Source organism: Micrococcus luteus (assembly GCF_022664405.1).
Taxonomy (GTDB): domain Bacteria; phylum Actinomycetota; class Actinomycetes; order Actinomycetales; family Micrococcaceae; genus Micrococcus; species Micrococcus luteus.
The window spans coordinates 63,170-89,738 of the sequence record NZ_JAKRLB010000007.1; the positions used below are offsets into that span (position 1 = coordinate 63,170).

The window sequence follows — 26,569 nt, forward strand, 5'->3', positions numbered from 1 at the left end:
ATCGGCAACACGCCGATCACTCCTGTCCCGCCCGCGGCGCACCGCATCCCGGCGCCTCGGATCCCTTCGCTCCAAGGACCGCCCGTGACCCTCAACCTGACCATCGTCGCCGTCTACCTGGTCGGCATGCTCGCCTTCGGCTGGTGGGGCAAGACCCGCGCCGCCAGCTCGGAGGACTACCTCGTGGCGGGCCGCCGCCTCGGGCCGGTGCTGTTCACCGGCACCATGGCCGCCGTCGTGCTCGGCGGCGCCGCCACCGTGGGCGGCGTCGGCCTGGGCTACGAGTTCGGGCTGTCCGGCGCGTGGCTCGTGGCCGCCATCGGCGTCGGCGTGCTCATCCTGTCGGTGGCGTTCGCCCCGATCCTGGCCCGTCTGAAGATCTACACCGTCTCGCAGATGCTCCGCCTGCGGTACGGCCGTGGCGGGGCCTCCCACGCCTCCTCCTTCGTGATGCTCGCCTACACGCTCATGCTTGCCGCCACCTCCACGGGCGCCTACGCGTCGATCTTCGTGGTGCTCTTCGGCTGGGACCGCTGGCTGTCCGTCCTGGTGGGCGGCGGCATCGTGCTGGCCTACTCCGTGCTCGGCGGCATGTGGTCCATCACCCTTGCGGACATGGCCCAGTTCCTCATCATGACCATCGGCCTGTTCGCCCTCATGCTCCCCCTCTCCCTGGCCAACGCCGGCGGCTGGAGCGCCATGCAGGAGCGCCTGGGCGCCGAGTTCTTCAGCTGGGACGGGATCGGCGTGCAGTCGATCGTCACCTACTTCGTGATCTACACCCTCGGCCTGCTGATCGGCCAGGACGTCTGGCAGCGCGTGTTCACGGCCCGCTCCCCGCGCGTGGCCCAGATCGGCGGCGCCACCGCGGGGCTGTACTGCATCGGGTACGGCGTCGCCGGCGCCGTGATCGGCATGGCCGCGCGCACCGTGACCGCGGACATCGCCGCCACGGACGACGTGTTCGCGTGGGTCGCCCAGAACCTGCTGCCCGTCGGCGTCGGCGGCGTGGCCCTGGCGGCCGCCGTTGCGGCCATGATGTCCACCGCCTCGGGGGCGATCATCGCGGCCTCAACCGTGATGCGCACCGACATCCTCCCGATCCTCCGCGGCGAGGCCGCCGCGTCCGAGGACGGCGCCACCGCCGAGGACCAGGCTCCGGAGACCGCGGCGGAGCTCGCCTCGAACCGCGGCTGGGTGCTGCTGCTCGGCGCCGTCGTGCTGGGGCTGGCGATCGTCGTCCCGGACGTGGTGGCGGCCCTGACCATCGCGTACGACATCCTCGTGGGCGGCCTGTTCGTCGCGATCGTCGGCGGCCTCGTGTGGAAGCGCGGCACCGGCACGGCGGCCCTGTGGTCCATGGTGGCCGGGACGGTGGGCACCCTCGGCACCATGGGCTGGCTCGAGCTGAACGCGGCCGAGCCCTTCGAGGGTGTTTTCGCGAACGAGCCGATCTACGTCGGTCTGGCCGCCTCCGCCGTCGTGTACGTCCTCCTCAGCCTGATGACCCGGCCCACCGACCCCGCGGTCCTCGAGGCCTGGCGGGTGCGCTCCCGCCACGGCGTCGACCCCGCGGTCCGAGCGCAGGTCTGACCCACGCTCCCGGGGCCTGTGATCCTCCGACGCCCACACGATGGCCGAGGCCACGTGGTGCGGCGGGCGGCGGCGGGCGACCCTTCCCGCGGGCTCCCCCCGGCCCCTAGTGTCTCCGTACAGCCTGAGACCGGGACTCCCCCTCGGGTTCGCCCCGTCTCTCGCCCCACCTGGGGCCTCGCTGGAGACAGAAAGGCAACAGTTTCATGACCACCAAGAACCGCGCCGTGGCATTCCACGGCATCAAGGACGTGCGCGTCGACGAGCTGGACTTCCCCAAGCTGGAGATGCCCGACGGCTCCGCCGCCCCGCACGGTGTCATCCTCAAGATCATCGCGACCAACATCTGCGGCAGCGACCTGCACATCTACCGCGGGTCCTTCCCTGCCCCCGAGGGCATGGTGCTGGGTCACGAGATGACCGGCCAGGTGCTGGAGGTCGGCAGCGACGTCCAGTTCCTGCAGGAGGGCGACCTCGTCTCCGTGCCGTTCAACGTGGCCTGCGGCCGTTGCCGCAACTGCCGCGCCGGCCGGACCGAGATCTGCGAGACCGCCAACCCGGACCAGGCCTGCGCCGCCTACGGCTTCAATCTGGGCGGCTTCCAGGGCGGGCAGGCCGAGTACCTGTTCGTGCCGTACGCCGACTTCCAGCTGCTGCGCTTCCCGGACCAGGAGCAGGCGATGGAGAAGATCCTGGATCTCGCCGTGCTCTCGGACATCCTGCCCACGGCGTTCCACGGTCTCATGTCGGCCGGCGCCAAGCCCGGCTCCACCGTCTACATCGCCGGCGCCGGCCCTGTGGGCCGGTGCGCCGCGGCCGCCGCTCGGCTGCTGGGCGCCTCGTGCATCATCGTGGGCGACCAGGACGCCTCGCGGCTGGAACTGGTGCGCAAGCACGGCTGCGAGACCATCGACCTCTCCGCCACGGAGAACCTGCAGGACGCCGTGAACGACATCCTCGGCGAGCCGATGGTGGACTGCGCGGTGGACTGCGTCGGCTCCGAGGCCCACGGCCTGGGCTCCGCGTCCGATGAGATGCAGCCGATCGCCGCCGTGAACCAGGTCCTGGACATCACCCGTCCGGGCGGCGCCACGGGCATCATCGGCATCTACGGGCCGAACCCGATCGCGGAGACGAAGGCCGAGCAGGAGGGCACCTTCCCGGTGGACTTCGGCAAGGCCTGGATCAAGTCGCCCCACATCATCGGCGGCCAGGCGCCCATCATGCGCTACAACCGTCAGCTGATGATGTCGATCCTGTGGGACCGGATGCCGTACCTGACGGAGATGGTCAACCCGCGCGTGATCACCCTGGACGAGGCACCGCAGGCCTATGCGGAGTTCGACCAGGGGTCCCTGGAGAAGTTCGTCATCGACCCCCACGGCATGATCGCCCGCTGAGCGGTCCGCCCCCGGAGGCACGACGGCGCCCCTCACCTGCCCGCGCAGGTGAGGGGCGCCGTCGTCGTCCGCGGATCATGCCGCGTGCAGCAGCGTGGCGGTGATCCCGAGGCCCGCCAAGCCCACCACCAGCGCGACCATGCAGGCCACCGACGCCAGGGCCGGCCGGGCATGCTCCCGCGCGATTCCGTCCGCCTGCGCCACGTAGCGCCGGCGCTGCGTGGCCAGCACCGCCGCCCCGCCGACGGCCGCCACCACCGCGGGCCCGAACGCCCACGCGCCGACGGCCGGCCACCACCTCAGGAACGTGAGGCTGAGGACGCCCAGCGCCAGGACCGTGCGGCCCCAGCTCATCACGGTGCGCTCGGGCTGCAGCCCCGGGTCGTGATGCAGACGCATCGCCTCAGCCCCGCGGCAGGACGACGGCGGCCAGCAGCACCACGACCGCCAGTACGACGCCCCCCGCCAGGACCGGGACGATCAGCGGCAGCGGCAGCGGACGGCCGCGGCGCATCGCCCGCTCCACCCGGAGCCAGCGCACACCCGCGCCCAGGGCGAGCAGCGCCGCCAGGACGAGCAGCACCGTGCTCAGCACCACCCGGACCGGCGGCGCGAAGAGGGCGCCGGTGAACGCCTCCACCGCGACCCCGCCGGCCAGCAGCGCCAGCGCCGTCCGGACCCAGGCCAGGAACGTGCGCTCATTGGCAAGCGTGAACCGGGGGTCCGGCTCCACCCCGCCCGCCAGGAGGCGGTGCTGCCAGGCCGGCCGGCCGCCGTCGTGGGCGGCGGCCTCGGGGCCGTCGGGGGTCTCTGCTGCGTCCATGCGGCCATGGTAGCGACGGCGTAGACTGGCGGGTCGGGCGCGCGCCCGGCCGCCGTGGTCCGCGGCGGCGGCGCCCGTCTCCGCCTGCCCATCCGATGGAGCCCCATGAGCCCCGCCCACACCGCCACTCCTGCGGCACGCCCCGAGCCGACCCGCGAACAGGTCCGACGCTGGCGCCGCTACCTCGCCGACGAGATCGCCGAGGGTCAGATCTACCGCGACATCGCCGCCCGCAAGGACGGCGTGGAGCGCGACATCCTGCTCGGCCTCGCCGAGGCCGAGCGCCGCCACGAACAGCACTGGCGGGCCCTCCTGGGTGGGCACGCCGAGAACCCGCCGCGCCCCTCCCTGCACCGCATCCTGCTGCGCTGGCTCGCGCGGATCTTCGGCTCCGTGTTCGTGCTGGCCCTGGCCCAGCGCGCCGAGTCGGACACTCCCTACGCGGAGGACCAGGACGCCCCCGAGGGCATGGTGGCGGACGAGGCCATCCACGAGGAGGTCGTGCGCGGCCTCGCCGCCCGGGGTCGCGAGCAGCTGGCCGGCAACTTCCGTGCCGCCGTCTTCGGCATGAACGACGGGCTGGTCTCCAACCTGGCGCTCGTGATGGGCATCGGCGCGACGGGCGTGGCGCCGTCCGTCGTGCTGTTCACGGGCGTGGCCGGCCTGCTGGCGGGCGCGCTGTCCATGGCGGCCGGCGAGTACGTCTCGGTGCGGTCCCAGCGGGAGCTGCTCGAGGCATCCTCCCCCACCCAGATCACCCTCGAGGCGGCCCAGCACCTCGACCTGGACCACAACGAGCTCAAGCTCGTCTACCTGGCCCGCGGCATGACGCCCGAGGACGCCGAGCACCGCGCGCTCGAGCGCCTCGGTTATCTCACGTGCGACTGCAACCCGCGGTTCTCCGCCCGTCCCGACGGCTCCCAGGGACCCGTGGACCACTCGGACTCCTTCGCGGAGATCGGCTCGGCGTGGAGCGCCTCCCTGTCCAGCTTCGCGTTCTTCGCCTCCGGCGCGCTCATCCCGATCCTGCCGTACATCTTCGGCATGTCCGGGCCGTGGGCCCTGGGCCTGGCTGCGGCGATGGTGGGCGCGGCCCTGCTCTTCACCGGCGGTGTGGTCGGGCTGCTGTCCGGCTCCTCACCGCTGGCCCGGGGCCTGCGCCAGCTCGCGATCGGCTACGGCGCCGCCGCCGTGACGTACGTGCTCGGCCTGCTCTTCGGCGCGAACGTGGGCTGACGCGGGGAGGGCGGTCTGGCGCCCCGGCCAGGAGAAGAGGGTCCGGTCCTCTCCGTCCTCTCGGCGGCTCAGTTCCTCCAGAGCCCCGATGAGTGCACCGACAGCGGTGGGCCGGCCCGCTGTCGCAGTGTCGCTCTGCTCTGTGTCATGAGGAGCGGAAGGTGGTGACCATGCGGGCCTCAGGTGCGCGGTTCCCACCGGAAGGTGCTCTTTGCCATGGCGAACGCCGCCACGACGAAGGCGAGGCTCGGCAGCAGCAGGCTGACGGCCTCGTGGAGGGCCATGCCGCTCCATCCCTCGATGATCAGCTCGGTCACCGCACCGCCGGGGAGCAGGCGTTTGACTCCGGCAAGCTCCTCCGTGCCGGTCAGACCGACCCACATGGAGGCGCCGAGGGCGACGACGAACAGGGGCAGCGTGGTCACCTGCGCGTGGTCCGGGGAGTTGGTGAGACCCGCCGTCGCGATGGCCGCGCCCACGAACATCAACTCCAGGACGACGACGGCGGCCACGACGGCCACGACCCCCACCGGAGGGGTGCCGACGACCGACAGGATCGCGACGATGACCCCGGCCTGCACCAGGTTCACCAGCGCAATCGGCAGCACGAGACCGCTCAAGATGGAGGCGTCCTTCGCCGACGTGGAGCGCAGCCGCTTGAGGAACAGGTTCTGGCGGCGGGAGGCCAGGGTGGTCGTCGCCGTGATGTAGGTGCCCATGGCGGTCACGGTGACCAGGATCAGAGCGGCCGTCACCGGGGTGCCCCCGAAGTTCTCGCGGTTGAAGATCAGGACCGCGCTGAAGGCGAGGGGGATGAACAACGACGAGGCTGCGACGAGGCGGTTGCGGACGAGCTGTGTCATCTCGCTGCGGGCGATGGCGAACATTGCGGGCTCCTCTTGTGGTGGTCGAGTCGGTCGTGAGGACGTGTGATCAGGCGTTAAGGGCGCGGAAGAGGGATTCGAGCCCCTCGGCTCCGACGTTCAGGCCCTCGAGCTCCACATCGCGGGAGCGGGACCACACCAGGAGGCGGTACAGGTCCTCCTGGAGGTTCGTGGTGGGGATGGTGACCGCGCCGCCGGGTGCGATCGTCGCGTCCTCGAACGGGACGGTGGGCTCACCACTCAGCCGGAAGCTGATGGTCGAGGGGAAGGCCGAGGTGAGCTCGGCGACTGTCCCCTGCCGATGGATGCGGCCGCTGTGCATGAGCGCGATGCGGTCGGCCCGCTCCTGGGCCTCCTCGAGGTAGTGCGTGGTGAGCAGGATCGTCGCGCCCTCGTCACGCAGCCGGTCCACGACGTGCCAGAGTGCGTCGCGTGCCTCGATGTCCAACCCCGTGGTGGGCTCGTCAAGGAAGATCAGCTCCGGTGAGCCGAAGATCGCCGTGGCGAAGTCGAGGCGGCGCTTCTCGCCGCCAGAGAGCTGCCCGGTCCGGGTGTCCCGACGCCGGCGGAGGTCCACGAGGTCCAGGACACGGTCGACGTCGTCGTCCCGCCGCGTCAGACGACCGATCAGCGCGAGGGTCTCGCGTACGGTCAGGTCCGGGGCGAACCCGCTCTCCTGGAGCATGATCCCCACCCGACGACGCAGGGTGCGGTCGCTCGGGTCCTGCCCGAGGACCCGCACGGAGCCGGCGGTCGGGGCCCGGTGACCCTCCATGACCTCGATGGTGGTGGTCTTCCCGGCACCGTTGGTGCCGAGCAGGCCGAAGAACTCCCCACGTCGGATCTCGAGATCGATCCCGTCGACGGCAGTGAAGTCCCCGTAGTCGACCCTGAGGTCGTGGATCTCGACGATCGTCTGCGTGCAGGAGTCGACGGCGATGGGGGCCGGGAGAAGCGTCGTGTTCTGCATGTCCCCCACACAACCAACCGGGATCCGCCCCCGACAGTGAGGTCACGTCACTGCGCGGCATGACAGACTTGGTGCGCAAGCATGACGCTATGTCACTGGTGCGGGGCGGGCCGGTGACGGAAGGGTGGATGTCGTTCCGATCCCGCGGCACCCGCGGCGGATCGGGACCACCGAAGAGAACCAACCATCGACCTGGACACGGGAGGCTCCCATGAAGACCATCCGGACCATCGCATTCATCCTGTTTCTCTGTGCCACCGCGTTCGGCGTCATGTTGACGCTGCACTACCTGCCCATCCCCGAGATCCTGCCCTCTGAGATCACCTCCTGGGTCCCCGCACGGGACACCGCCGACGCCACCTGGCTGATCGTCGGCATGGTGGTCGCCGTCGTCGCGACCGCTGTGGGGTTCTCGGCCAGCCACAAGGCCGTCGAGCGAGAGACGCAGGTGACCTCCTGAGGGGCACCCGATCCACGCGCTGACTGAACATGGAGTGCCCATGACCTCCGAGCACACGTCGGAGACGCGAAGGCTGCGCAGCAGGACGAGCTTCGTCCTGCTCGCAGTCTTCGGTGTTGCCGCCATCGTCGCCCTCCTGACGTCCGCTGTGGAGCCGTGGCCCCCTCTCGTCCTGGCACCCGGCCTCATCGCCGGCCTCTGGCTGCTGTCCCAGTGGCACCGGGAGGTGGCTGCTCCGACGCGTTGGGCAGTGCTCGCCCTGGGCACTCTCACCTGGGCGCTCAGCGCCCTCTGGGATCTGACTCCCCTGGGCGCCCTGGCCTTCGCCCTCGCCGGTGCGCTCGAGGTCATGTGGAGCCGACACGCCAGGGCCGTCGTGACCCTGCTGGTGCTCACTGTCGGGTCGGCGGCCGGCGCTCTCGTGTTCGTCACCGATCCCCAGGCCTTGTGGGTCTATGTCGGCATGGGCGCCCTGCTGACGGGCGTCGCGTGCGTGACCATCCCCGTTTCCCGAATCTCCTTCGACCTCATGCGCCTGCAGGACCAGCGTGCGGAGCAGGAGCGGGCAGCCTCTCTCGATGCCGAGCGGCTGCGCTTCTCCCAGGACCTCCATGACATCCAAGGCCATGCGCTGCACGTGGTGAAGCTCAAGATCGCCGTCGCCCAGCGGATGCTTTCCACGGACACCGACGCGGCCCAGCGGGAACTCGATGAGGCTCAGCAGACCCTGCGCCAGACCATGGCCGAGACCAAGGCGCTGGCACAGGACGGGCACACCTTGACCCTGCGCGGTGAGCTCGCGAACTCCGTCGCGCTGCTCGAGGCCACAGGCATCACCGTCACCACCGACGACGACGGCGGCCCGCGAGGCGAAGAGTTCGAGCATGTGGCCGGCGTCGTGATCAGGGAGGGGACCACCAACATCCTGCGTCACTCCGACGCCCGCAGGGTCGAGATCAGCCTTGCCCCCGGGCACGTGGTGATCTCCAATGACGGTGCGGCCGGTGTCTCCGCCGAGGACCACACGGGAGGGCTGGACAACCTCCGGTCCCGCCTCGCGGGGGTCGGAGGCCGCCTGGACGTCTCCTGTGTCGACGGACGGTTCACCCTCGGGGCACGATGGGAAGCGGACGAGGAGGAGTCGGTGTGAATGACATCAGGATCGTCCTGGCGGACGACGAGAAGCTCCTGCGCACAGCACTGGCCACTCTGCTGGAGATAGAGGGCGGCATCCGCGTCGAGGAGGTGGCCGCCGACGGCCATGAGGCGGTCGAGGCAGTGCGCCGCATCGATCCCGACATGCTGGTGACGGACATGGAGATGCCCGGTCTGGACGGCGTCGCAGCCGTCGCGACGCTCCGCGAGACCCACCCCGACCTCCCGGTGGTGATGCTCACCCGCCACGCCCGTCCCGGGGTGCTCCGACGGGCGCTGAAGGCTGGCGTCACCGGGTTCGTCACCAAGTCTGCGGAGCCGGGGGAAATCGCCGATGTGATCCGCAGGGTGAACAGCGGGCAACGATGGATCGATCCGGACACCACGGCCCGGGCGATCTCGGACGACTGTCCCCTCACCGACCGGGAGCTCGACGCCCTGCGTGCCACGGGCGAGGGGTACTCCGTGGCCAGGATCGCGCAGCAGCTGCACCTTGCGGAGGGCACGGTCCGCAACTACCTCTCCAGCGCCATGCAGAAGACCCAGACGTCCACGCGCCATGACGCGGCGCGGTTCGCCCGCCGCCACGAGTGGCTCTGACTACGCGTCTCCCGTCACCTCACAGGACCTCACCACGACGACGGCCCCTCACCCTGGCGGGTGAGGGGCCGTTCGCTGTGGTCGCCGTGCCGTCAGGCCCGGCGGCCGAGGGTCGGGATCAGGCCTGGGCCTGCAGGATCTCCCGCATGAGCTGGGCGGTCTCGGACGGCGTCTTGCCGACCTTCACGCCCGCGGCCTCGAGGGCCTCCTTCTTGGCCTGCGCGGTGCCGGCGGAGCCGGAGACGATGGCGCCGGCGTGGCCCATGGTCTTGCCCTCCGGGGCGGTGAAGCCGGCCACGTAGCCGACGACCGGCTTGGTGACGTTGGCCTTGATGAACTCGGCCGCACGCTCCTCGGCGTCGCCGCCGATCTCACCGATCATCACGATGGCCTGGGTGTCCGGGTCGGCCTCGAAGGCCTCGAGGGCGTCGATGTGGGTGGTGCCGATGACCGGGTCGCCGCCGATGCCGATGGCGGTGGAGAAGCCGAAGTCACGCAGCTCGTACATCATCTGGTAGGTCAGCGTGCCGGACTTGGACACGAGGCCGATGGGGCCGGAGCCGGTGATGGTGGCCGGGGTGATGCCGGCCAGGGCCTCGCCCGGGGTGATGATGCCGGGGCAGTTCGGGCCGATGATGCGGGTCTTCGGCTTGCCGTCCTCGCCGGTCTTCGACTGCGACAGGGCGAAGAACTCCGCGGAGTCCTGCACCGGGATGCCCTCGGTGATGACCACGAGCAGCGGGATCTCGGCCTCGATGGCCTCGATGGCGGCGTCCTTGGCGAAGGCCGGCGGCACGAAGGCGACGGACACGTCCGCGCCGGTCTTCTCCATGGCCTCCGTGACGGTGCCGAAGACGGGCAGCTCGACGGCGTTGCCGTCCTTGTCCTCGTGGGACACGGTGGTGCCGGCCTTGCGGGCGTTCACGCCGCCCACGATGTTCGTGCCGGCCTTGAGCATGAGGCGGGTGTGCTTGGTGCCCTCACCGCCGGTGATGCCCTGGACGATGACCTTGGAGTCCTTGTTCAGGTAGATCGACATAGCTGTTTCCTCAGTCTTTCCGAACGGTCAGTTCGCGGAGTGGGCGAGCTCGGCGGCCTTGTCGGCGCCCTCGTCCATGGTGGCGGCCAGGGTGACGAGCGGGTGGTTCGCCTCCTGCAGGATGCGGCGGCCCTCCTCCACGGCGTTGCCGTCCAGGCGCACGACCAGCGGCTTGGTGGCGGTGTCGCCCAGGATCTCGAGGGCCTTGACGATGCCGTTCGCGACGGCGTCGCACGCGGTGATGCCGCCGAAGACGTTCACGAACACGGACTTGACCTGCTCGTCGCCCAGGATGACGTCGAGACCGTTGGCCATGACCTCGGCGTTGGCGCCGCCGCCGATGTCCAGGAAGTTGGCCGGCTTCACGCCGCCGTGCTGCTCGCCGGCGTACGCGACGACGTCGAGGGTGGACATCACGAGGCCGGCGCCGTTGCCGATCACGCCGACCTGGCCGTCCAGCTTCACGTAGTTGAGGCCGTTGGCCTTGGCCTTGGCCTCCAGCGGGTCCTCGGTGCGCTCGTCGACGAGGGCGGCGTGGCCCTCGTGGCGGAACGCCGCGTTGTCGTCGAGGGAGACCTTGCCGTCCAGGGCGAGGATCGTGCCGTCGCCGGTCTTCACCAGCGGGTTCACCTCGACGAGGGTGGCGTCCTCCTTCTCGAAGACCTCCCAGAGCTTCTGGATGACCTCGGCGACGTCGGCGCGCAGCTCCTCGGGGAAGCCCGCCTCGGTGACGATCTTCTGGGCGGTCTCGGCGTCGATGCCGGTCAGCGGGGAGACGGGCACCTTGGCGAGGGCCTCGGGGCGCTCCTCGGCGAGCTGCTCGATCTCCATGCCGCCCTCGACCGAGCACATGGCCAGGTAGGTGCGGTTGGCGCGGTCCAGCAGCACGGAGAAGTAGTACTCCTCGGCGATGTCGGCGCCCTGGGCGATCATGACCTGGTGCACGGTGTGGCCCTTGATGTCCATCCCCAGGATGGCCTTGGCGTGCTCGTAGGCCTCGTCGGCCGTCTTGGCGACCTTCACGCCGCCGGCCTTGCCACGGCCGCCGACCTTCACCTGCGCCTTGACGACGGTGACGCCGCCGATCTTCTCCGCGGCCGCCTTGGCCTCGTCCGGGGTCTGCGCAACGATGCCGGCCAGCACGGGGACGCCGTGCGCCTCGAACAGATCGCGCGCCTGGTACTCATACAGGTCCACGGTGGTATGTCCTTCTTGGTCGAAGACAGGGTCTGCCGGCCTCGCCCGCGGGCGCGGCCGACGTCGACGCCCCCTCCGTGGCCGGGCCGGGCACGGAGGCACGGCAGGGCGCCGGACGGCGGCGTTCCACGGCTCACTCTAGTCCACCCCCGGGGAGACCGGGGGCCTGCGGGCCGGTCCCGTCAGCCCTCGACCTTCGTCAGCGGGGCGTAGCGCAGCAGCAGCCGCTTCTGCGCCCCGGTGGCGTCGAAGGTGACGGTCGCGACGGTCTTGTCCCCCGCGCCCGCGACGGCGTCCACACGCCCCTCGCCGAAGGTCGCGTGGGAGACGCGGTCACCCGGGCTGAGCGCCACGATCTCCTTCTGCGGCTGCACCCGGCTCGGCGCCTTCCCGCGCACCACGGCGGAGGGCACCGTCAGGTCCGCCGGCTCGTCCCCGCGGGTGAGGCGCTGGGGCCGCGCGCCGTCGTCGTCCCGGGACCGCCAGGCCGGTCGCCCGCCGCCGAACCGCCCCGCGTAGCGCGAGGTGCCGGCGCCGGTCAGGCTCAACGAGCCGGCCGAGCGCGTGGTGCCCTCCCGCTCCCAGTCGATGAGCGCCTCCGGGATCTCCCCGAGGAACTGGCTGGGCGGGTTGAACTGGTGCTGGCCCCACAGCGAGCGTGCCTCGGCGCGCGTCAGGAACAGGCGACGGCGGGCGCGCGTCAGGCCCACGTAGGCCAGGCGACGCTCCTCCGCGAGCTCCTTCTCGTCCGTCATCGAGCGGGCGTGCGGGAACACCCCGTGCTCCATGCCCGTCAGGAACACCACGGGGAACTCGAGGCCCTTGGCGGTGTGCAGCGTCATGAGCGTGACCTGGCCCTGCTGCTCCGCGAGCGCCTCGCCCTCCACGTCCGGGGCCGTGGGCAGCTGGTCCGCGTCCGCCACGAGCGCGACCTGCTCGAGGAAGTCGGACAGGGTGCCGTCCGGGTGCGTCGTCTCGAAGGAGCGGACGACGGCGACGAGCTCACCGAGGTTGTCCGCGCGGGACTCGTCCTGCAGGTCCTCGGACTCGCGGAGGGCGGCCAGCATGCCGGACTGCTCGAGGACGGCCTCCAGGACGGTGGCCGGGCCGGCGGACTCGGCGACCTGGCCGAGGTCGTCCATCATCTGCACGAAGCCGCGGACGGCCTTGAGCGAGCGGGCGGCCATGCCGGGGGCGTTCTCGGCGTCGCGCAGGGCCGCGGAGAACGTGGAGCGGTTGCGCTCGGCCCACGCGGCGATGGCGCCCTCGGCCCGGTCCCCGATGCCCCGCTTGGGCTCGTTGAGGATGCGGCGCACGTTGACGTCGTCGTCGGGGTTGACGATCACCCGCAGGTAGGCGAGCGCGTCCTTGATCTCCTTGCGGTCGTAGAAGCGCGTGCCGCCGATGACGCGGTACGGGATGCCGCGCGTCACCAGCCGCTCCTCGAGTGCACGGGACTGCGCGTTGGTCCGGTAGAACACGGCGACGTCGGCCGGGCGGATCCCGTCCTCGTCCTGCAGCCGGTCGATGGCGGTGGCGATCCACTCCGCCTCGGCGGACTCGTTCTCCGCGGCGTAGCCGACGATCGCCGGGCCCTCCCCCTCGGCCGTCCACAGGCGCTTGGGACGGCGGCCCGGGTTGCGCTCGATCACCGCGTTGGCGGCGTCCAAGATGGTCTGCGTGGAGCGGTAGTTCTGCTCGAGCTTGATCGTGACGGCGTCCGTGAAGTCCTGCTCGAACTCGACGATGTTGCGGATGTCCGCGCCGCGGAACGCGTAGATGGACTGGTCCGAGTCGCCGACGACGGTCAGCTCGCCGCCGGGGGTCTCCACGCCCTCGGGGTCGCCCGCCGGGCCGGCGAGGAGCCGGATCAGGCGGTACTGGGCGTGGTTGGTGTCCTGGTACTCGTCCACGAGGACGTGGCGGAACCGGCGGCGGTAGTTGTCCAGCACGCGCGGGAACGCCTCGAACATGTGGACCGTCATGCCGATCAGGTCGTCGAAGTCCAGGGCGTTGGCCTGGCGCAGGCGGGCCGTGTAGTCCCGGTAGACGGCGGCGACGGCGCGGCCCCACGGGTCCCCCTCGGCCACGGTGGCGGCGTAGTCGTCCGCCTCCACGAGCTCGTTCTTCAGGGAGCTGATGCGGTTCAGCAGGGCCTTGGGCGCGAAGCGCTTCGGGTCCAGCTCGTGCTGCTTGGCGACGGTGGTGACCAGGCGCAGGCTGTCCGCCGAGTCGTAGATGGTGAACGTGGACTTCAGCCCGATGTTGGCGGCCTCGTTGCGCAGCAGCCGCACGGCGGAGGAATGGAACGTGGAGATCCACATCCGCTGGGCGGTGGGACCGATCAGCCCGGCCACGCGCTCGCGCATCTCCGCGGCGGCCTTGTTCGTGAAGGTGATGGCGAGGATCTCGTGCGGCCGCGCCCGGCCGGTGGCGAGCAGCCACGCGATGCGGTGGGTCAGCACCCGGGTCTTGCCCGAGCCGGCGCCCGCCACGATCAGCAGCGGCGCCCCCGTGTGGGTCACCGCGGCGGCCTGCTGCGGGTTGAGCCCCGCCACGAGCGACTCGGGAGTGTGCGCCGGAGCGGCCGGGCGGGCGTCCTCGCCCCAGGCCTCGGGGTCCGCGGCCGCGCGCGTGACGGCCGGGGGCACGAGCCCGGGCAGGGCGGTCTCCGGGTCCGCGGGGCGGCGGGTCCGGTCGAGGTTCAGGGGCGTGCGTCCGAGCGCGGAGAAGAGGTCAGCCATGGCGGACCCAGTCTAGGCGCGGCCCCGGACGCGACAGGGGGCGCCGTCGTCGCCATCCCCCACCGCGCCGCCCCGCCCCACCCCACCCGCACTTTCGAACGTGATGTGGGGCCTATCTCGCGTTCGAAAGTCCCCAAGACCCCGATTCCACGTTCGAAAACCGGCGGGAATCGAACGGCCCGCTATGGTCTTCTGGGCGTTCCGCGCGATGTGGCGGCGGAGCCTCCTTCCCCTGCCCCGCCACGTCACCCCGGAGCCGCCATGTCCACCACGCCGACCCCGCCCATGTCCCACGGGTCCACCCCCAGCCGGATGACCTGGATGGACGCGATGCGCGGATTCGCCGTGCTGCTGGTGATGTTCACCCACACCTACACGATGCCGCAGGGCCTCGACGCGACCTTCAGCTCCGTGGCGTTCGCGAACGTGGTGCAGGTGTTCCAGTCGTGGCGGATGCCGATGCTCGTGTTCCTGTCCGGCGTCCTGCTGCCCCGCTCCGTGTCCAAGCCGCTGGGCACGTACTACCGCGGCAAGGCGGAGCGGATCCTGTGGCCGTTCCTCGTCTGGATGGTCGTCCTGGCGCTGGCCACGGGCAGGCCCGGATCCCTGCTGTCCGTCGAGTTCTGGCGCGGCGGCGCGTGGCACCTGTGGTTCCTGTGGGTGCTCATGCTCTGCTACCTCATCGGCCCGGTGATCCGTCGCGTCCCGGCGCTGGTGGTCGCCGTCGTCCTGTTCGTCCTGCTCCTCGAGTTCGTCAGCGGCCCCCGCCACTGGGTGCGCCCGCTGTACTGGGGCGTGTACTTCTTCCTCGGTGCCGCCTCCGCGCGACTGCTCCCCCGGATCCGCACGGCGCCCGCCGCCCTGGGCGTGATCGCGGTGATCCTCATGGTGCTCACCGTGACGGCCACGCGCACCGGCGCGCTCGTGGTGGCGGAGCGCCAGCCCTGGTCCGTGTTCGCCGCGCTGCCGGGGATCCTCGTGGTGCTGTGGCTCGGCCCGCGCCTGCCCCGTCTGCCGTTCCTCGAGTTCTGCGGCCGCCGCTCGATGGTCCTCTACGTCGCCCACATGCCGGTGCTGATCCTGGCGGTGGCGGCCTTCCGCGACCTCGCCGCGGTCCGCCCGGTCGACTTCTACGTGGCCATCGCATCGTTCACGTTCCTCGTCCCCCTCGCCCTCGCGCTCGGCTACCGACGGGTGCGCTGGCTCTTCGAGTTCCCGACGGCGGGACGCGTCCGGGCGCGGCCACGCACCCGGGTCTCGGCCCGGGAGGCGGCGGACGCCGTGCCGGCACAGACCGCCGAGCCCGCCTCGACGACGGCGCCCCTGTCGGTCGTCGAGCCGGAGTCCGAGACGCAGCCCACCGCGGGGCCGGCCCCGGCCACCGAGCCGGCGGCCGACGCACCCGTCCGGGTCCCCCGCCCGCGGCCCCGCCACGCGGACTGAGCCGCCCCCGACTCGACCCCACCCCCCACCACACCCCACCCCACCCGCGCTTTCGAACGTGATGTGGGGCCTATCTCGCGTTCGAAAGTCCCCATGACGCCGATTTCACGTTCGAAAGTGGGTTGGACGGGCTGGACGGCGCGGGGCCGGGCCGGCTCGGCCGGTCTGGGAGGATGGACCGCGGAGGTGCCCCGTGTCCCAGAAGTCCCGCAAGTCCCGTCCGCGTCCGTCGCGGCCCGCCGCGCGCCCGGTCGCCGAGTCCCCGCGCTCCCGCCCCACGCTGCGGGACGTCAACGTCCGGGAGGACCTCGCCACGGCCGCTGAGCGCGAGGGCAGCCCCGCGATCCCGGTCAGCGCGCTGATCGTGACCACCCTGCTCGTGGGCGCGTACCTCCATCTGCTGGTGCTGCAGCAGATGACCCAGCTCAGCGGCGGCCTGGCGATGCCGGACTCCCTGCTGTTCTACGGGCAGGACCACATCCGCGCGCTCTCCGCGGTCATGGACGAGGACGCACGCGGCCAGCTGAACTGGGTGCACAAGACGGCCGGCGTGATCTTCCCGATCGCCGTGGCGCTGACGGTCACCGCGGTCGGCGCGTGGCGCCTGCGTCCCGCCGGGGCCAAGTGGGTCGTCTTCGGGCTGGGCGTGCTGTTCGCGGTCGTGGACATCTGCGAGAACATCGCGATCGAGCAGGCCATCGCCGCCGGCGGCCCGGGCACCGGCCTGGCCGCCGCCCTGACGCTGACCCGCTGGGTCCTGCTCGCGCTGCTCGCGCTGGCGGTGGCCGTGATGCTGTGGGCCGGGCGGCGCCGTCGTCGTGGTCCCGCCGCGCGGGAGGCCTGAAGGGCTCGGCTAGACTCGCTCACCGGACCGACGCACGGTCCGCGCCCCAGTAGCTCAGTTGGATAGAGCGACCCTCTCCTAAAGGGTAGGCCGTCGGTTCGATTCCGGCCTGGGGCACCTGGGCGGCCGGTCCGGTCGCCGCCTCATTCCGCGTCGGCGAACTGCGTGGTGTAGAGCTCCGCATACCGCCCGCCCGCCGCGAGCAGCGCGGCGTGCGTGCCGCGCTCCACGATCCGCCCGGCCTCGACCACGAGGATCTCGTCCGCGCTGCGCACGGTGGAGAGCCGGTGCGCGATCACGATCGCGGTCCGCCCGGCCAGCGCCTCCCCCAGCGCCTCCTGGATGGCGCGTTCGTTGGTGGAGTCCAGCGCCGCCGTCGCCTCGTCCAGCACCACGACGCGCGGAGCCGCCAGCAGCAGCCGCGCGATCGTCATGCGCTGCCGCTCGCCGCCGGAGAGGCGGTAGCCGCGCTCGCCGACCACGGTGTCCAGCCCGTCCGGCAGCGCCTCGACCACGGGGCGCAGGCGGGCCCGCTCGACGGCGTCCCACAGCTGCTCGTCCGTCGCGTCGGGGCGGGCCAGCGTCAGGTTTGCGCGCACGGTCTCGTGGAAGAGGTGGCCGTCCTGGGTCACCATGCCCACGGCCCGCTGCAGGTCCGCGAACGCGAGGTCCCGCACGTCCACGTCGCCGATCTCGACGGCGCCGGAGGTGACGTCGTGCAGGCGCGTGACGAGCGAGGCGATGGTGGACTTGCCCGCACCCGAAGAGCCCACGAGGGCCACGGTGGCCCCGGCGGGCACGGCCACGTCGATCCCGTGCAGCACCTCCTCGCCGCCGCGCGTGTCCAGCACGGCGACCTCCTCGAGGGAGGCCAGGGACACCTGCTCCGCGGTGGGGTAGGCGAAGCGCACGTCCCGCAGCCGCACGGACAGGGGCCCCTCCGGCAGGGCCGCGGGCCGCGCGGGCTCCGTGATGAGCGGCTCCAGGTCCAGGACCTCGAACACGCGCTCGAAGCTCACGAGCGCGCTCATGATCTCCACGCGGGCGTTCGCCAGCGCGGTCAGGGGGGCGTACAGGCGGGTCAGCAGCAGGGCGAGGGTGACGACGTCGCCGGCGTCGAGGGTGCCCGCGATCGCCTGGAGCCCGCCCACGCCGTACACGGCCGCGAGCGCGAGCGCGGAGACCAGGGTGAGCAGCGTGGTGAAGACGGCCTGGCGCACGGAGATGTCCACGCCGGTGGCGCGCACGCGGTCCGCGCGGCGGGCGAACTCGGCGGACTCGGCGGCGGGGCGGCCGAAGAGCTTGATGAGTGTGGCGCCGGGAGCGGAGAACCGCTCGGTCATCTGGTCGCCCATGGCCGCGTTGTGCCCGGCCCGTTCGCGGGACAGGTCCGCCAGCTTCGAGCCGACCGCCCGGGCCGGCACCAGGAACAGCGGCAGCATCACGAGGGACAGGACGGTGACCTGCCAGCTGGTGGCCACCATGACGCCCAGGGTCAGCGCCACGGACACCACGTTCGCGACGACGCCGGAGAGGGTCCGCGAGATCGCCGACTGCGCCCCGATCACGTCGTTGTTCAGGCGTGAGACGAGCGCGCCGGTGCGGGTGCGCTGGAAGAACGCCACCGGCATGCGCTGCACGTGGTCGAACACGGCGGTGCGCAGGTCGTAGATGACGCGTTCCCCCAGCCCGGCGGAGAGCCATTTGGTGAACACGGACAGCGCCGCGTCGAGCACGGCCACGAGGGCGATCAGCAGGGCCAGCCGCACCACGAGCCCGCGGTCCGCGCCGCCGGTGATCGCGTTGACGACGTCGCCGGCCAGCACGGGCGAGGCCACGCCGAGCACCGCGCCCACGATGGACGCCGCGACGAACACGATCAGGCGGGTGCGGTACCGGCCCGCGAACGCGATGGTCCGGCGCACCGTGCCGCGGGCGAGGCTCTGCTGGGCGTCGGACTGCCCGCGGGTCATCCGCATCATGGACATCCGTGCCGCCGACTCCATGCTCATGGGCCCCTCCGCTCTCTCGACCGTTGGAGAGTCTAGGAACCGCCGGGCACGGGCGGGCGCGATTCCGCTTCCGGCGTCAGGCCGCCAGGCGCAGGTAGTCCCGCCACGCTTCGGCGGGCCGCTCCAGCTCGCGGATCCGCCACTGGGCCCCGCGCGGGCGCACCGGCTCCACCCGCAGCCGCCAGCCCAGGGCCTCGAGCGAGCGGTCCGCCTTCGCCCCGTTGCAGCGCAGGCAGCAGGCCACGAGGTTCTCCCACGAGTTCTCGCCGCCCCGCGAGCGCGGCCGCACGTGGTCCACGGTGGTGGCGTGGGCGCCGCAGTAGGCGCAGCGGTGTCCGTCCCGGCGCAGCACGCCCTTGCGGGAGACCGGGGCCGCGTCCGTGTGGGGCACCCGGATGTACTGGTGCAGCAGGATCACGAGGGGCCGGCCCCACGCGCGGGTGGGGCTGCGCATCGGGTCACCGGCGTCCTCGAGCACGCTCGCCTTGCCGGTGGCCACGAGCAGCAGCGCCCGGCGGTCGGAGACGACCGAGAGGGGTTCGTAGCCGGCGTTGAGGACGAGTGTGCGCATCGGGGGCCTCGGAAGCGTGGGGACACAGGAGCGTCGTGTCCCCACGCTAGACGCGGGTGCATCGGCGCGCCGCGTGTCGCCTGCGGCGGCGGAAGAGGTTCACCGGCCCGTCACCGGGCCATCACGCCCCCGTCACGCACGACGACGGCGCGCCGCGCCTCAGCCGTCGAGACGCTCGACCCACACGTGCGCGGCCGTGGCCTCGGCCAGCTCGAGGGCCCCGCCGTCCGCGGCCGCGCCGTCCTCCGCCTCGCCCTCGACCCGGATGTACCCGGCGTCGCGGGCGGCCTCGGCACGCACCACACGGCCGGGGGTCACGCCGGCGCCGGCCAGCTGGGCCAGCAGCTCGGGGTCGGTCTGCACGCCCTCGGCCAGCCCGCGGACGCGGAACCGGCCGGCGGTGGCGGCCTCCTCGGAGAGCCGGGCGCCCGCCAGGCCCATGTCGCGGCTCCAGTCCTCGGCGGAGGCCTGCTCGGGCCGGGGCGGGATCGGGGTGCCGTAGGGGGTCTCGGTGGGGTTCTCCAGGAGCGTGAGCAGGCGGCGCTCCACCTGGTCGCTCATCACGTGCTCCCAGCGGCAGGCCTCCTCGTGGACGAGCTCCCACTCGAGGCCGATCACGTCCGCGAGCAGGCGCTCGGCCAGGCGGTGCTTGCGCAGCACGGACACGGCCCGCTCGCGGCCCGCCACGGTCAGCTCCAGCCGACGGTCCGCGCCCACGTGCACCAGCCCGTCCCGCTCCATGCGGGCCACGGTCTGGGAGACGGTGGGGCCGGAGTGCTCCAGACGCTCGACGATGCGGGCGCGCAGCGGGGGGATGCCCTCCTCCTCGAGCTCGAGGATCGTGCGCAGGTACATCTCGGTGGTGTCGATCAGATCCGTCATGGCACGTCCTCTTCCCTCGGGCTCTTCGTCCCGGACATCCTAGCGAGGCGTGAGTCACGTGGACGGCCGGTGGTCCCGGGCGCGGGAGAATGGGCGCGACCCGCGACCCCGAAGCGTCAGGAGCACGCATGACCTCCCCCGCCGAGATCACCATCCCCCAGGACCTGCTGCCGGCCGACGGCCGCTTCGGCGCCGGCCCCTCCAAGGTCCGCCCCGAGCAGCTGAGCGCGCTCCAGGACGCAGCCGGGCTGCTCGGCACGTCGCACCGTCAGAAGCCGGTCAAGGACCTGGTGGCGAGCGTCCGGTCGGGCGTCGCCGAGCTGTTCTCGGCGCCGGAGGGCTACGAGGTGATCCTCGGCGTCGGCGGCTCCACCGCGTTCTGGGACGCGGCCGCCTTCAGCCTGGTCCGCGAGCGCGCCCAGCATCTGAGCTTCGGCGAGTTCGGCTCGAAGTTCGCCAAGGCCACCGACCAGGCGCCGTTCCTGGCGCCGTCGGACATCCGCACCTCCGAGCCGGGCACCCGCCCCGAGCCGGAGGCCGTGGCCGGGGTCGACGTGTACGCGTGGCCGCACAACGAGACCTCCACCGGCGTGATGGCGCCCGTCGTCCGCCCCGCGGGCATCGACGAGGACGCGCTGGTCGTCGTCGACGCCACCTCGGCCGCGGGCGGCCTGCCGGTGGACGTGTCCGAGGCGGACGTGTACTACTTCGCGCCGCAGAAGAACTTCGCGTCCGACGGCGGTCTGTGGCTCGCGCTGTTCTCCCCGCGGGCCCTGGCGCGGGTCGCGGAGATCAAGGAGTCCGGCCGCTGGATCCCGGCGTTCCTGGACCTGGCCACGGCCGTGGAGAACTCCCTCAAGGACCAGACCTACAACACGCCCGCGCTGGCCACGCTCGTCATGCTGGACGCGCAGCTGCGCTGGATGAACGGTCAGGGCGGGCTGGACGCGATGACCGCCCGCACCGCCGACTCCTCCTCGCGCGTGTACGCGTGGGCCGAGGCGTCGTCCTTCGCCACGCCCTTTGTGGCCCGGTCCGAGGACCGCTCCGCCGTGGTCTGCACCGTCGACTTCTCCGACGACGTCGACGCGGCGGCGGTCGCCCAGGCCCTGCGCGCGAACGGCGTGGTGGACGTGGAGCCCTATCGCAAGCTCGGCCGGAACCAGCTGCGGATCGCGACCTTCGCCGCGATCGAGCCCGAGGACGTCGCGGCACTGCTGCGCTGCATCGACCACGTGGTCGAGCGCCTGGCCTGAGCCGTCCCCGGACGGGGACACGGGCCCGCGGGGGACTCCACCGCGGGCCCGTTGCGTGTCCGCCCCGGCGGGTCAGCCGGGGCGCGCCGTCTCAGCCGCGGTCGTCCGGCGCGGTCTCAGGCGCCGGGGCGCCGGGCACACGGCCCTCGGCCACGGCCTTGAGCCGCTCGCGCTCCTCCTCGTTCACGCGCTCGGCGTACGGCACCCACGGGGGCGCCACGAGCGCACCCTCCCCCGCCATGAGGCCGGTCTCGCACACGGTGACCTGCTTGGCGCGTGGGGCCCGGGCGATCGTCACGTACCAGAGCCAGCCCGCGTAGCCGGGCATGCGGCACGCGAAGCGGTGCGTCAGGAGCCGGTCGTCGTCCACGAGCACGTCCACGTGCTCCCCCACCTCGTCCGGGGCGGCCAGCCCGGCCAGCCCCGCGCGGGCGGCGTCCACGGCGGCGGCGAGCAGCTCGTCGCGGCGCGGGGCCCGGCGACGCGCGGGCGGCACGGCCGCCCTCTCCTCCGCGGGCGCGGGCTCGGCGTCGGGGCTCCGGTGGTCGACGCGCGGGGCGTCGTCGTGGGTGGTCATGGCTCAGGCCTCCAGATCGTCGGCGACACGGCGCAGCACCTGCGCCATCTTCTGCGCCTGGGCGCGCTGGGGGTAGCGGCCGCGGCGCAGGCCGTTGGAGGTCTGGTCCAGCCACGTGATGAGGTCCTCCATGAGGACGGCCATCTCGGTGGCGCCGGGTCGGTGGTTGCGGACCACCGAGGGTGCGGCGTCGAGCACGCGCAGCGAGAGCGCCTGCTTGCCGCGGCGGCCCTCGGCCACGCCGAACTCCACGCGGGTGCCTCCGCGCAGCTCGGTCACCCCGGCCGGCAGGGCCGAGGCGGGCACGTGGACCTCCTCGCCCTCGTCCGTCTGGGCGAACCCGAAGCCCTTGGTCGAGTCGTAGAACTTGATGCGCCCGGTGGGCATGTGCGTCACCTGCTCCTCGTCATGTGGGTCCACCGCGTCGGGCCGGCGCCGCAGGGGCGGCCGTGCTCTCGTCTCGGGTCGGCGGGGTCCGGCACCGGCGTGGCGGTGCGCCGCGGCATCGGTGGGACCAGCCTGGCCGTGCGCCCGGAGGGGACGGCGGAGGACGTGGTCGTCAATGACCTCCCAGGATAGCCCGACTAGAGTGGCGGGCATGCCTCGGACCTCCACCCTCCCCGCCTCCGCGCCCGCCGCCGACCCCGCCGATCACCGGGGCGGTCGTGGCGTCGTCCTGGTGCTGGGCGTGGCCGTGACGGCGGTGTCCGCTCTGGCCCTGGTGGCCCTGCTGGTCGCGTACTTCCTGGCGTGGCCGGCGTCCCCGGCGCTGTTCGCGCTCGCGCTGTTCGGCCTGCCCGTCGGCTTCGGCCTGATGCTGCTGCACGTGGTGCTGGGCGCCGTCCGGCGCTCGCGCCCCTGAGCCGTCGGGCCAACGACGCCCCGTGACATCCAGCGCGCCTTCAGGATGCTCCCAGGTCGGGGCGGTTGACTGGCCCCATGCAGCCTCAGAACCCCGAAGCACGCCTCCTGGTGGTGGACGACGAGCCCAACATCCGCGAGCTGCTCTCCACATCCCTGCGCTACGCCGGCTTCGAGGTCACGGCCGCGGCCAACGGCCGGGAGGCCCTGGACGCCGCCGAGGAGTTCCAGCCGGACCTGGCCGTGCTGGACGTGATGCTCCCGGACATGGACGGCTTCACCGTGACCCGCCGCCTGCGCTCCGCCGGCCGTCACTTCCCCGTCGTGTTCCTCACCGCGCGGGACGGCACCGAGGACAAGATCACCGGCCTGACGGTCGGCGGCGACGACTACGTGACCAAGCCGTTCTCCCTCGACGAGGTGGTCGCCCGCATCCGCGCCGTGCTGCGCCGCACCGCCTCCCTCGACGACGACGCGGCGGTGCTGCGCGTGGACGATCTCGAGCTCGACGACGACGCGCACGAGGTCCGCCGCGGCGGCGAGGTCGTGGAGCTCTCCCCCACCGAGTTCAAGCTGCTGCGCTACCTCATGATGAACCCGAACCGGGTGCTCTCGAAGGCCCAGATCCTGGACCACGTGTGGGAGTACGACTTCAACGGGGACGCCTCGATCGTCGAGTCCTACATCTCCTACCTGCGCCGCAAGATCGACGTCGGCGGCCGCGAGAAGATGATCCACACCAAGCGCGGCGTCGGCTACATGCTCCGCACCGCGGACAAGCGCTGACGTGCGTGCGCGGCTCGACGCCGCGGCGGCCCGCGTCCGCCATCCGCGCGCCTGGCTGAGGGGCGCGTGGCAGGGGCAGTCCCTGCGCACCAAGCTGGTCGTGATGATCGCGGCGCTCATGCTGGCCCTGGTCGCCGTGACCGCCGTGGCGACCGCGGTGCTGTTCCGCCAGGAGGCGGTGCGCCAGCTGGACGAGGACATGGCCGCCAACCGGGACACCGTCTCGATGTACCTGGCCAACGTCGCCCAGACCGGCGAGTACTACATGCCGCAGCTGCCCATCCTGCGCTTCTACGGCGTCGTGTGGGACAACGAGGGCGCGCGGGTCGTCCAGACCCCGGTGATGCCGGGTGCGGACGAGCCGGCCCTCCCGGACATCACCCCGGCCGAGGCCCTGGAGCGCGGCTCCGCCTCCTTCGAGGTGCCCGGCACACAGCCGGACTCGAGCGGCTGGCGCGTGCAGCTGTACGGGCTCAGCAGCGGCGACGGCACCATGGCCGTGGCCCTTCCCCTGCAGAGCGTGACCTCCTCCGTCGAGCGCGTCACCTCGATCGTCGTGACCATCGGCCTGCTCGCGACGGCGGGCACCGTGATCGTGGCCAACCTGGCGGTCCAGCGCGCGTTCCGCACCCTGAACCGCGTGGAGCGCACCGCCGCCAAGATCGCCGCCGGCGACCTGAGCCAGCGCGTGGAGAGCGCGGCGCCCGACACCGAGGTGGGCCGGCTCTCCCGCTCCCTCAATGCCATGCTCGCGCACATCGAGTCCGCGTTCCGGGACAAGGAGATCTCCGAGGACAAGATGCGCCGCTTCGTGCAGGACGCCTCCCACGAGCTGCGCACCCCCCTGGTCACCATCCGCGGATTCTCCGAGCTGTACCGGCACGGCGGGCTGCGCGAGGAGGAGGACGTCGCCGCCGCCATGCAGCGCATCGAGTCCGAGGCCACCCGCATGACCCGCCTCGTGGAGGACCTGCTCACCCTGGCCCGCCTCGACGAGCAGCGCCCCCTCGAGCACGCCCCGGTGGACCTGCTCATCCTCGCGATGGACTCCATGATGGACGCCTCCGTGAACGCCCCGGACCGCAAGGTCACCCTCGTGGGCCCCGACGGCGACCGGGCGGCCCCGGCGCCCATCCTCGGCGACGAGAACCGGATGCGCCAGGTGGTGGTGAACCTCATGGCCAACGCCCTGCGCTACACCCCCGCCGGCACCCCCATCGAGATCGCGGTCGGCACCGTCGACCACCTCGGCGGCCAGGCCGGGGCGGACGGCGCGGGCCGCAGCTCCGTGATCGAGATCCGTGACCACGGGCCGGGCGTGTCCGAGGAGGACCGCGCCCGCATCTTCGAGCGGTTCTACCGCGCGGACACCTCCCGGCACCGCGAGACGGGCGGCACGGGGCTCGGCCTGGCCATCGTCGCGGCGATCGTGGCCCAGCACGGCGGCTCCGTCCGGCTGCTGGAGACCGAGGGCGGCGGCGCCACCTTCTCCGTCCACCTGCCGTGGGCACCGTTCGAGGACGAGGCGGACGAGGACGTCGAGGACGAGCGCCTGCCCGCACGGGACACCGACGACGACGCGGCCGGTCCGCCCACCGGCCCCCTCGCCCTGGCCGCGCCGTCGGGCGCCGGCGCCAGCGCCGCGGACGCCGCCCGGAGCAGCCGCCTGCTGCGTGCGGCGGAGCGGTTCCGTCGCGCCTCGGCCGAGCGCCGCCGTCGGGCGTCTGCTCCTGCACAGGCGCCTCAGGCCGACCCCCCGTCCCCAGGCGAGGACGACCCGGCGGCGGAGCGGGACGCCCGTCCCTAGCGTGGTGCCCGGCGGCACCCGCCGCCCATCAGCACTCGTCAGAGGGGACAGTCACATGAGCATCGTGCAGATCGACGTCGAGGACCTGCGGGCCAAGAGCGGGGCGGTGGAGGGCTCCATCGGACGCCTCCAGGCGGAGGTGAGCACCATGGAGGCCAACCTGCGCCAGCTGCAGGACACCTGGCGCGGCCAGGCGGCCGCGAACTTCCAGGGCGTGCTCACCGAGTGGCGCGCCACCCAGCAGCGCGTGGAGGAGTCCCTGGCGGGCATCCGCCGCGCGATGGACGCCGCCGCCACCCAGTACCAGGACGCGGAGACCGCCAACGCCGCGATGTTCCGGTTCTGAGCGCCCGGAACGGACCGGGGCGCGGCCGGCCGGCCGCGCCCCGGTCCGTGCTTCCTAGAGTGGAGGCATGACCGTCCTGATCGACCCGCCCGCGTGGCCCGCCCACGGCACCGTGTTCTCCCACCTCGTCTCCGACGCCTCCCTCGAGGAGCTCCACGCGTTCGCGCGGGCAGCAGGGCTCTCGGAGCGGGTCTTCGACCGGGACCACTACGACGTGCCCGCGCACCGACGTGCCGAGCTCGTGGCCCGCGGGGCGGTGCCCGTCACCGGACGGGAGCTGGTGCGTCGGCTCGCCGCCTCGGGGCTGCGCGTGCCCGCCCGGAGCCGCGCCGAGAAGCGGGACGTCGTCCTCGCCCGGCGCTGGGCGCGGCTGTTCGAGGGCACGGCGGCGAGCCCGGATGCGGTGACGACGGCGGGACGCGACCTGCTGGCCCGCTGGGCGGAGCCGCATCGGCACTACCACGACCCGGCCCACCTGCTCGCGGTGCTCGAGTCCGTGGACCTGCTCGAGCGGGCGGGGGCGGAGACCGGGCCGGATCCGCGTGCGGTCCGCCTGGCCGCGTGGTTCCACGACGCCGTCTACGCCGGGGACCCCACCGCGCCCGCCGGCCAGGACGAGGCGGACTCGGCCGCCCTGGCCCGGGACGTGCTCACCGACCCGCGGCTGGCGGTGCCGGCCGACGTCGTCGACGAGGTGGCGCGCCTCGTGTTGCTCACCGCCGCCCACGACCCCGCCCCGCACGACGCGGCCGGGGCGGTGCTCTCGGACGCGGACCTCGAGGTCCTCGGCCGCTCCCCCGAGGCCTACGCCCGCTACGTGGCCGCGGTCCGGCAGGACTACGCGCACGTGTCCGACGCGGACTGGGCCCGCGGTCGCGGCGCGGTGCTGGACGCCCTGCTGGACGCCGAGCGGCTGTATCGGACCGCGCCCGGCCGAACGCGCTGGGAGGCCGCCGCCCGCCGCAACCTGGCGGCGGAACGAGCCGCGCTGTCGGCCTGAGCGGGGCGCCCCGGTGCCGGCCCCGGACGCGGCGAGGCCCGCCTCCCCGGACGGGGAGACGGGCCTCGCAGGCTGGGCGCCCG

Annotated in this window: 26 protein-coding genes and 1 tRNA gene; 15 read left to right on the forward strand and 12 right to left on the reverse strand. The window is 72.6% G+C overall.

All coding sequences use genetic code 11. The features are described 5' to 3' along the window. Positions 1-84 precede the first annotated feature (84 nt). Positions 85-1,593: a sodium:solute symporter family protein gene (locus MF605_RS04780; RefSeq protein WP_063190202.1), complete on the forward strand. Its 1,509-nt coding sequence runs from the start codon at positions 85-87 to the stop codon at positions 1,591-1,593. A gap of 206 nt (positions 1,594-1,799) precedes the next feature. Further along, positions 1,800-2,993: an alcohol dehydrogenase catalytic domain-containing protein gene (locus tag MF605_RS04785; protein WP_063190201.1), complete on the forward strand. Its 1,194-nt coding sequence runs from the start codon at positions 1,800-1,802 to the stop codon at positions 2,991-2,993. 75 nt (positions 2,994-3,068) lie between these two features. On the opposite strand, the gene MF605_RS04790 is transcribed toward MF605_RS04785, so the two are convergent. Further along, positions 3,069-3,392: a DUF202 domain-containing protein gene (locus MF605_RS04790; RefSeq protein ID WP_063190200.1), complete on the reverse strand. Its 324-nt coding sequence runs from the start codon at positions 3,390-3,392 to the stop codon at positions 3,069-3,071. A gap of 4 nt (positions 3,393-3,396) precedes the next feature. Beyond that, complete coding sequence (locus MF605_RS04795; RefSeq protein WP_049147149.1) at positions 3,397-3,816, reverse strand: YidH family protein; 420 nt, start codon at positions 3,814-3,816, stop codon at positions 3,397-3,399. Positions 3,817-3,921: 105 nt separating this feature from the next. Here MF605_RS04795 and MF605_RS04800 point away from each other — a divergent pair, with 105 nt between their 5' ends. Continuing rightward, on the forward strand, positions 3,922-5,052 hold the full coding sequence (locus tag MF605_RS04800; RefSeq protein ID WP_063190199.1) for a VIT1/CCC1 transporter family protein: 1,131 nt from the start codon (positions 3,922-3,924) through the stop codon (positions 5,050-5,052). A gap of 179 nt (positions 5,053-5,231) precedes the next feature. Here the strand turns inward: MF605_RS04800 and MF605_RS04805 are convergent, their stop codons facing one another. Both MF605_RS04805 and MF605_RS04810 read right to left on the reverse strand, forming a co-directional pair. Next, a complete protein-coding gene (locus MF605_RS04805; protein WP_060973830.1) occupies positions 5,232-5,939 on the reverse strand; it encodes an ABC transporter permease in 708 nt (235 codons plus the stop codon). 46 nt (positions 5,940-5,985) lie between these two features. Beyond that, complete coding sequence (locus MF605_RS04810; protein ID WP_063190198.1) at positions 5,986-6,906, reverse strand: ABC transporter ATP-binding protein; 921 nt, start codon at positions 6,904-6,906, stop codon at positions 5,986-5,988. Between the two features lie 211 nt (positions 6,907-7,117). Between MF605_RS04810 and MF605_RS04815 the strand changes: the two genes are divergently transcribed. The 3 genes from MF605_RS04815 to MF605_RS04825 are packed head-to-tail and all read left to right on the forward strand — an operon-like array spanning position 7,118 to position 9,121. Next, positions 7,118-7,366 carry a hypothetical protein gene (locus MF605_RS04815; protein ID WP_060973828.1) on the forward strand — a complete coding sequence of 83 codons (249 nt, stop codon included), beginning with the start codon at positions 7,118-7,120 and terminating at the stop codon, positions 7,364-7,366. 40 nt (positions 7,367-7,406) lie between these two features. Beyond that, on the forward strand, positions 7,407-8,516 hold the full coding sequence (locus MF605_RS04820) for a sensor histidine kinase (protein ID WP_060973827.1): 1,110 nt from the start codon (positions 7,407-7,409) through the stop codon (positions 8,514-8,516). Continuing rightward, positions 8,486-9,121: a response regulator transcription factor gene (locus MF605_RS04825; RefSeq protein ID WP_060973826.1), complete on the forward strand. Its 636-nt coding sequence runs from the start codon at positions 8,486-8,488 to the stop codon at positions 9,119-9,121. Before MF605_RS04820 ends, MF605_RS04825 begins: the two co-directional genes overlap by 31 nt. Positions 9,122-9,239: 118 nt before the next feature. Here MF605_RS04825 and sucD read toward each other — a convergent pair whose 3' ends face one another. The 3 genes from sucD to pcrA form a co-directional block, all read right to left on the reverse strand. Next, positions 9,240-10,160: a succinate--CoA ligase subunit alpha gene (gene sucD, locus MF605_RS04830; RefSeq protein ID WP_063190197.1), complete on the reverse strand. Its 921-nt coding sequence runs from the start codon at positions 10,158-10,160 to the stop codon at positions 9,240-9,242. 27 nt (positions 10,161-10,187) lie between these two features. Next, positions 10,188-11,357, reverse strand: coding sequence for an ADP-forming succinate--CoA ligase subunit beta (sucC, locus tag MF605_RS04835; RefSeq protein WP_063190196.1), 1,170 nt, complete (start codon positions 11,355-11,357; stop codon positions 10,188-10,190). Positions 11,358-11,539: 182 nt separating this feature from the next. Then, positions 11,540-14,101, reverse strand: a complete 2,562-nt coding sequence (gene pcrA / locus MF605_RS04840; protein ID WP_134416266.1) for a DNA helicase PcrA — start codon at positions 14,099-14,101, stop codon at positions 11,540-11,542. Between the two features lie 261 nt (positions 14,102-14,362). Here pcrA and MF605_RS04845 point away from each other — a divergent pair, with 261 nt between their 5' ends. The 3 genes from MF605_RS04845 to MF605_RS04855 all read left to right on the forward strand — a co-directional run bounded on the left by MF605_RS04845 (position 14,363) and on the right by MF605_RS04855 (position 16,505). Further along, a complete protein-coding gene (locus MF605_RS04845) occupies positions 14,363-15,544 on the forward strand; it encodes an acyltransferase family protein (protein ID WP_095695352.1) in 1,182 nt (393 codons plus the stop codon). Between the two features lie 193 nt (positions 15,545-15,737). Next, on the forward strand, positions 15,738-16,388 hold the full coding sequence (locus tag MF605_RS04850; protein ID WP_095695351.1) for a hypothetical protein: 651 nt from the start codon (positions 15,738-15,740) through the stop codon (positions 16,386-16,388). 43 nt (positions 16,389-16,431) lie between these two features. Continuing rightward, positions 16,432-16,505, forward strand: a tRNA-Arg gene (locus MF605_RS04855). 26 nt (positions 16,506-16,531) lie between these two features. On the opposite strand, the gene MF605_RS04860 is transcribed toward MF605_RS04855, so the two are convergent. From MF605_RS04860 to MF605_RS04870, 3 genes are all read right to left on the reverse strand, one after another. Continuing rightward, the gene (locus MF605_RS04860) at positions 16,532-18,400 is read right to left on the reverse strand and encodes an ABC transporter ATP-binding protein (RefSeq protein ID WP_208857713.1); all 1,869 of its coding nucleotides are present in this window, start codon (positions 18,398-18,400) and stop codon (positions 16,532-16,534) included. 76 nt (positions 18,401-18,476) lie between these two features. Continuing rightward, on the reverse strand, positions 18,477-18,971 hold the full coding sequence (locus tag MF605_RS04865; RefSeq protein WP_020628346.1) for an HNH endonuclease: 495 nt from the start codon (positions 18,969-18,971) through the stop codon (positions 18,477-18,479). Between the two features lie 159 nt (positions 18,972-19,130). Continuing rightward, a complete protein-coding gene (locus tag MF605_RS04870; RefSeq protein WP_020628347.1) occupies positions 19,131-19,853 on the reverse strand; it encodes a metal-dependent transcriptional regulator in 723 nt (240 codons plus the stop codon). Positions 19,854-19,981: 128 nt separating this feature from the next. On the opposite strand from MF605_RS04870, the gene serC reads away from it, so the two are divergent. Next, on the forward strand, positions 19,982-21,109 hold the full coding sequence (serC, locus tag MF605_RS04875) for a phosphoserine transaminase (RefSeq protein ID WP_044659024.1): 1,128 nt from the start codon (positions 19,982-19,984) through the stop codon (positions 21,107-21,109). Positions 21,110-21,200: 91 nt separating this feature from the next. Here the strand turns inward: serC and MF605_RS04880 are convergent, their stop codons facing one another. Both MF605_RS04880 and MF605_RS04885 read right to left on the reverse strand, forming a co-directional pair. Beyond that, positions 21,201-21,686 (reverse strand): DUF3027 domain-containing protein, encoded by a 486-nt coding sequence (locus tag MF605_RS04880; protein ID WP_041103071.1) that lies wholly within the window; start codon positions 21,684-21,686, stop codon positions 21,201-21,203. A 3-nt stretch (positions 21,687-21,689) separates the two neighbouring features. Then, positions 21,690-22,073, reverse strand: coding sequence for a cold-shock protein (locus tag MF605_RS04885; protein WP_020628350.1), 384 nt, complete (start codon positions 22,071-22,073; stop codon positions 21,690-21,692). 211 nt (positions 22,074-22,284) lie between these two features. On the opposite strand from MF605_RS04885, the gene MF605_RS04890 reads away from it, so the two are divergent. The 5 genes from MF605_RS04890 (at position 22,285) to MF605_RS04910 (ending at position 26,486) form a co-directional block, all read left to right on the forward strand. Beyond that, positions 22,285-22,548, forward strand: coding sequence for a hypothetical protein (locus MF605_RS04890; protein WP_041103073.1), 264 nt, complete (start codon positions 22,285-22,287; stop codon positions 22,546-22,548). 77 nt (positions 22,549-22,625) lie between these two features. Next, positions 22,626-23,333: a response regulator transcription factor gene (locus tag MF605_RS04895; RefSeq protein ID WP_113913968.1), complete on the forward strand. Its 708-nt coding sequence runs from the start codon at positions 22,626-22,628 to the stop codon at positions 23,331-23,333. Position 23,334: 1 nt separating this feature from the next. After that, positions 23,335-25,140: a sensor histidine kinase gene (locus tag MF605_RS04900; RefSeq protein ID WP_078025816.1), complete on the forward strand. Its 1,806-nt coding sequence runs from the start codon at positions 23,335-23,337 to the stop codon at positions 25,138-25,140. Between the two features lie 55 nt (positions 25,141-25,195). After that, the gene (locus MF605_RS04905) at positions 25,196-25,486 is read left to right on the forward strand and encodes a WXG100 family type VII secretion target (protein WP_010079419.1); all 291 of its coding nucleotides are present in this window, start codon (positions 25,196-25,198) and stop codon (positions 25,484-25,486) included. 67 nt (positions 25,487-25,553) lie between these two features. Then, entirely contained in the window at positions 25,554-26,486 is a 933-nt protein-coding gene (locus MF605_RS04910) for a DUF4031 domain-containing protein (protein WP_119217529.1), read from the forward strand. The last annotated feature ends 83 nt before the right edge of the window (positions 26,487-26,569 follow it).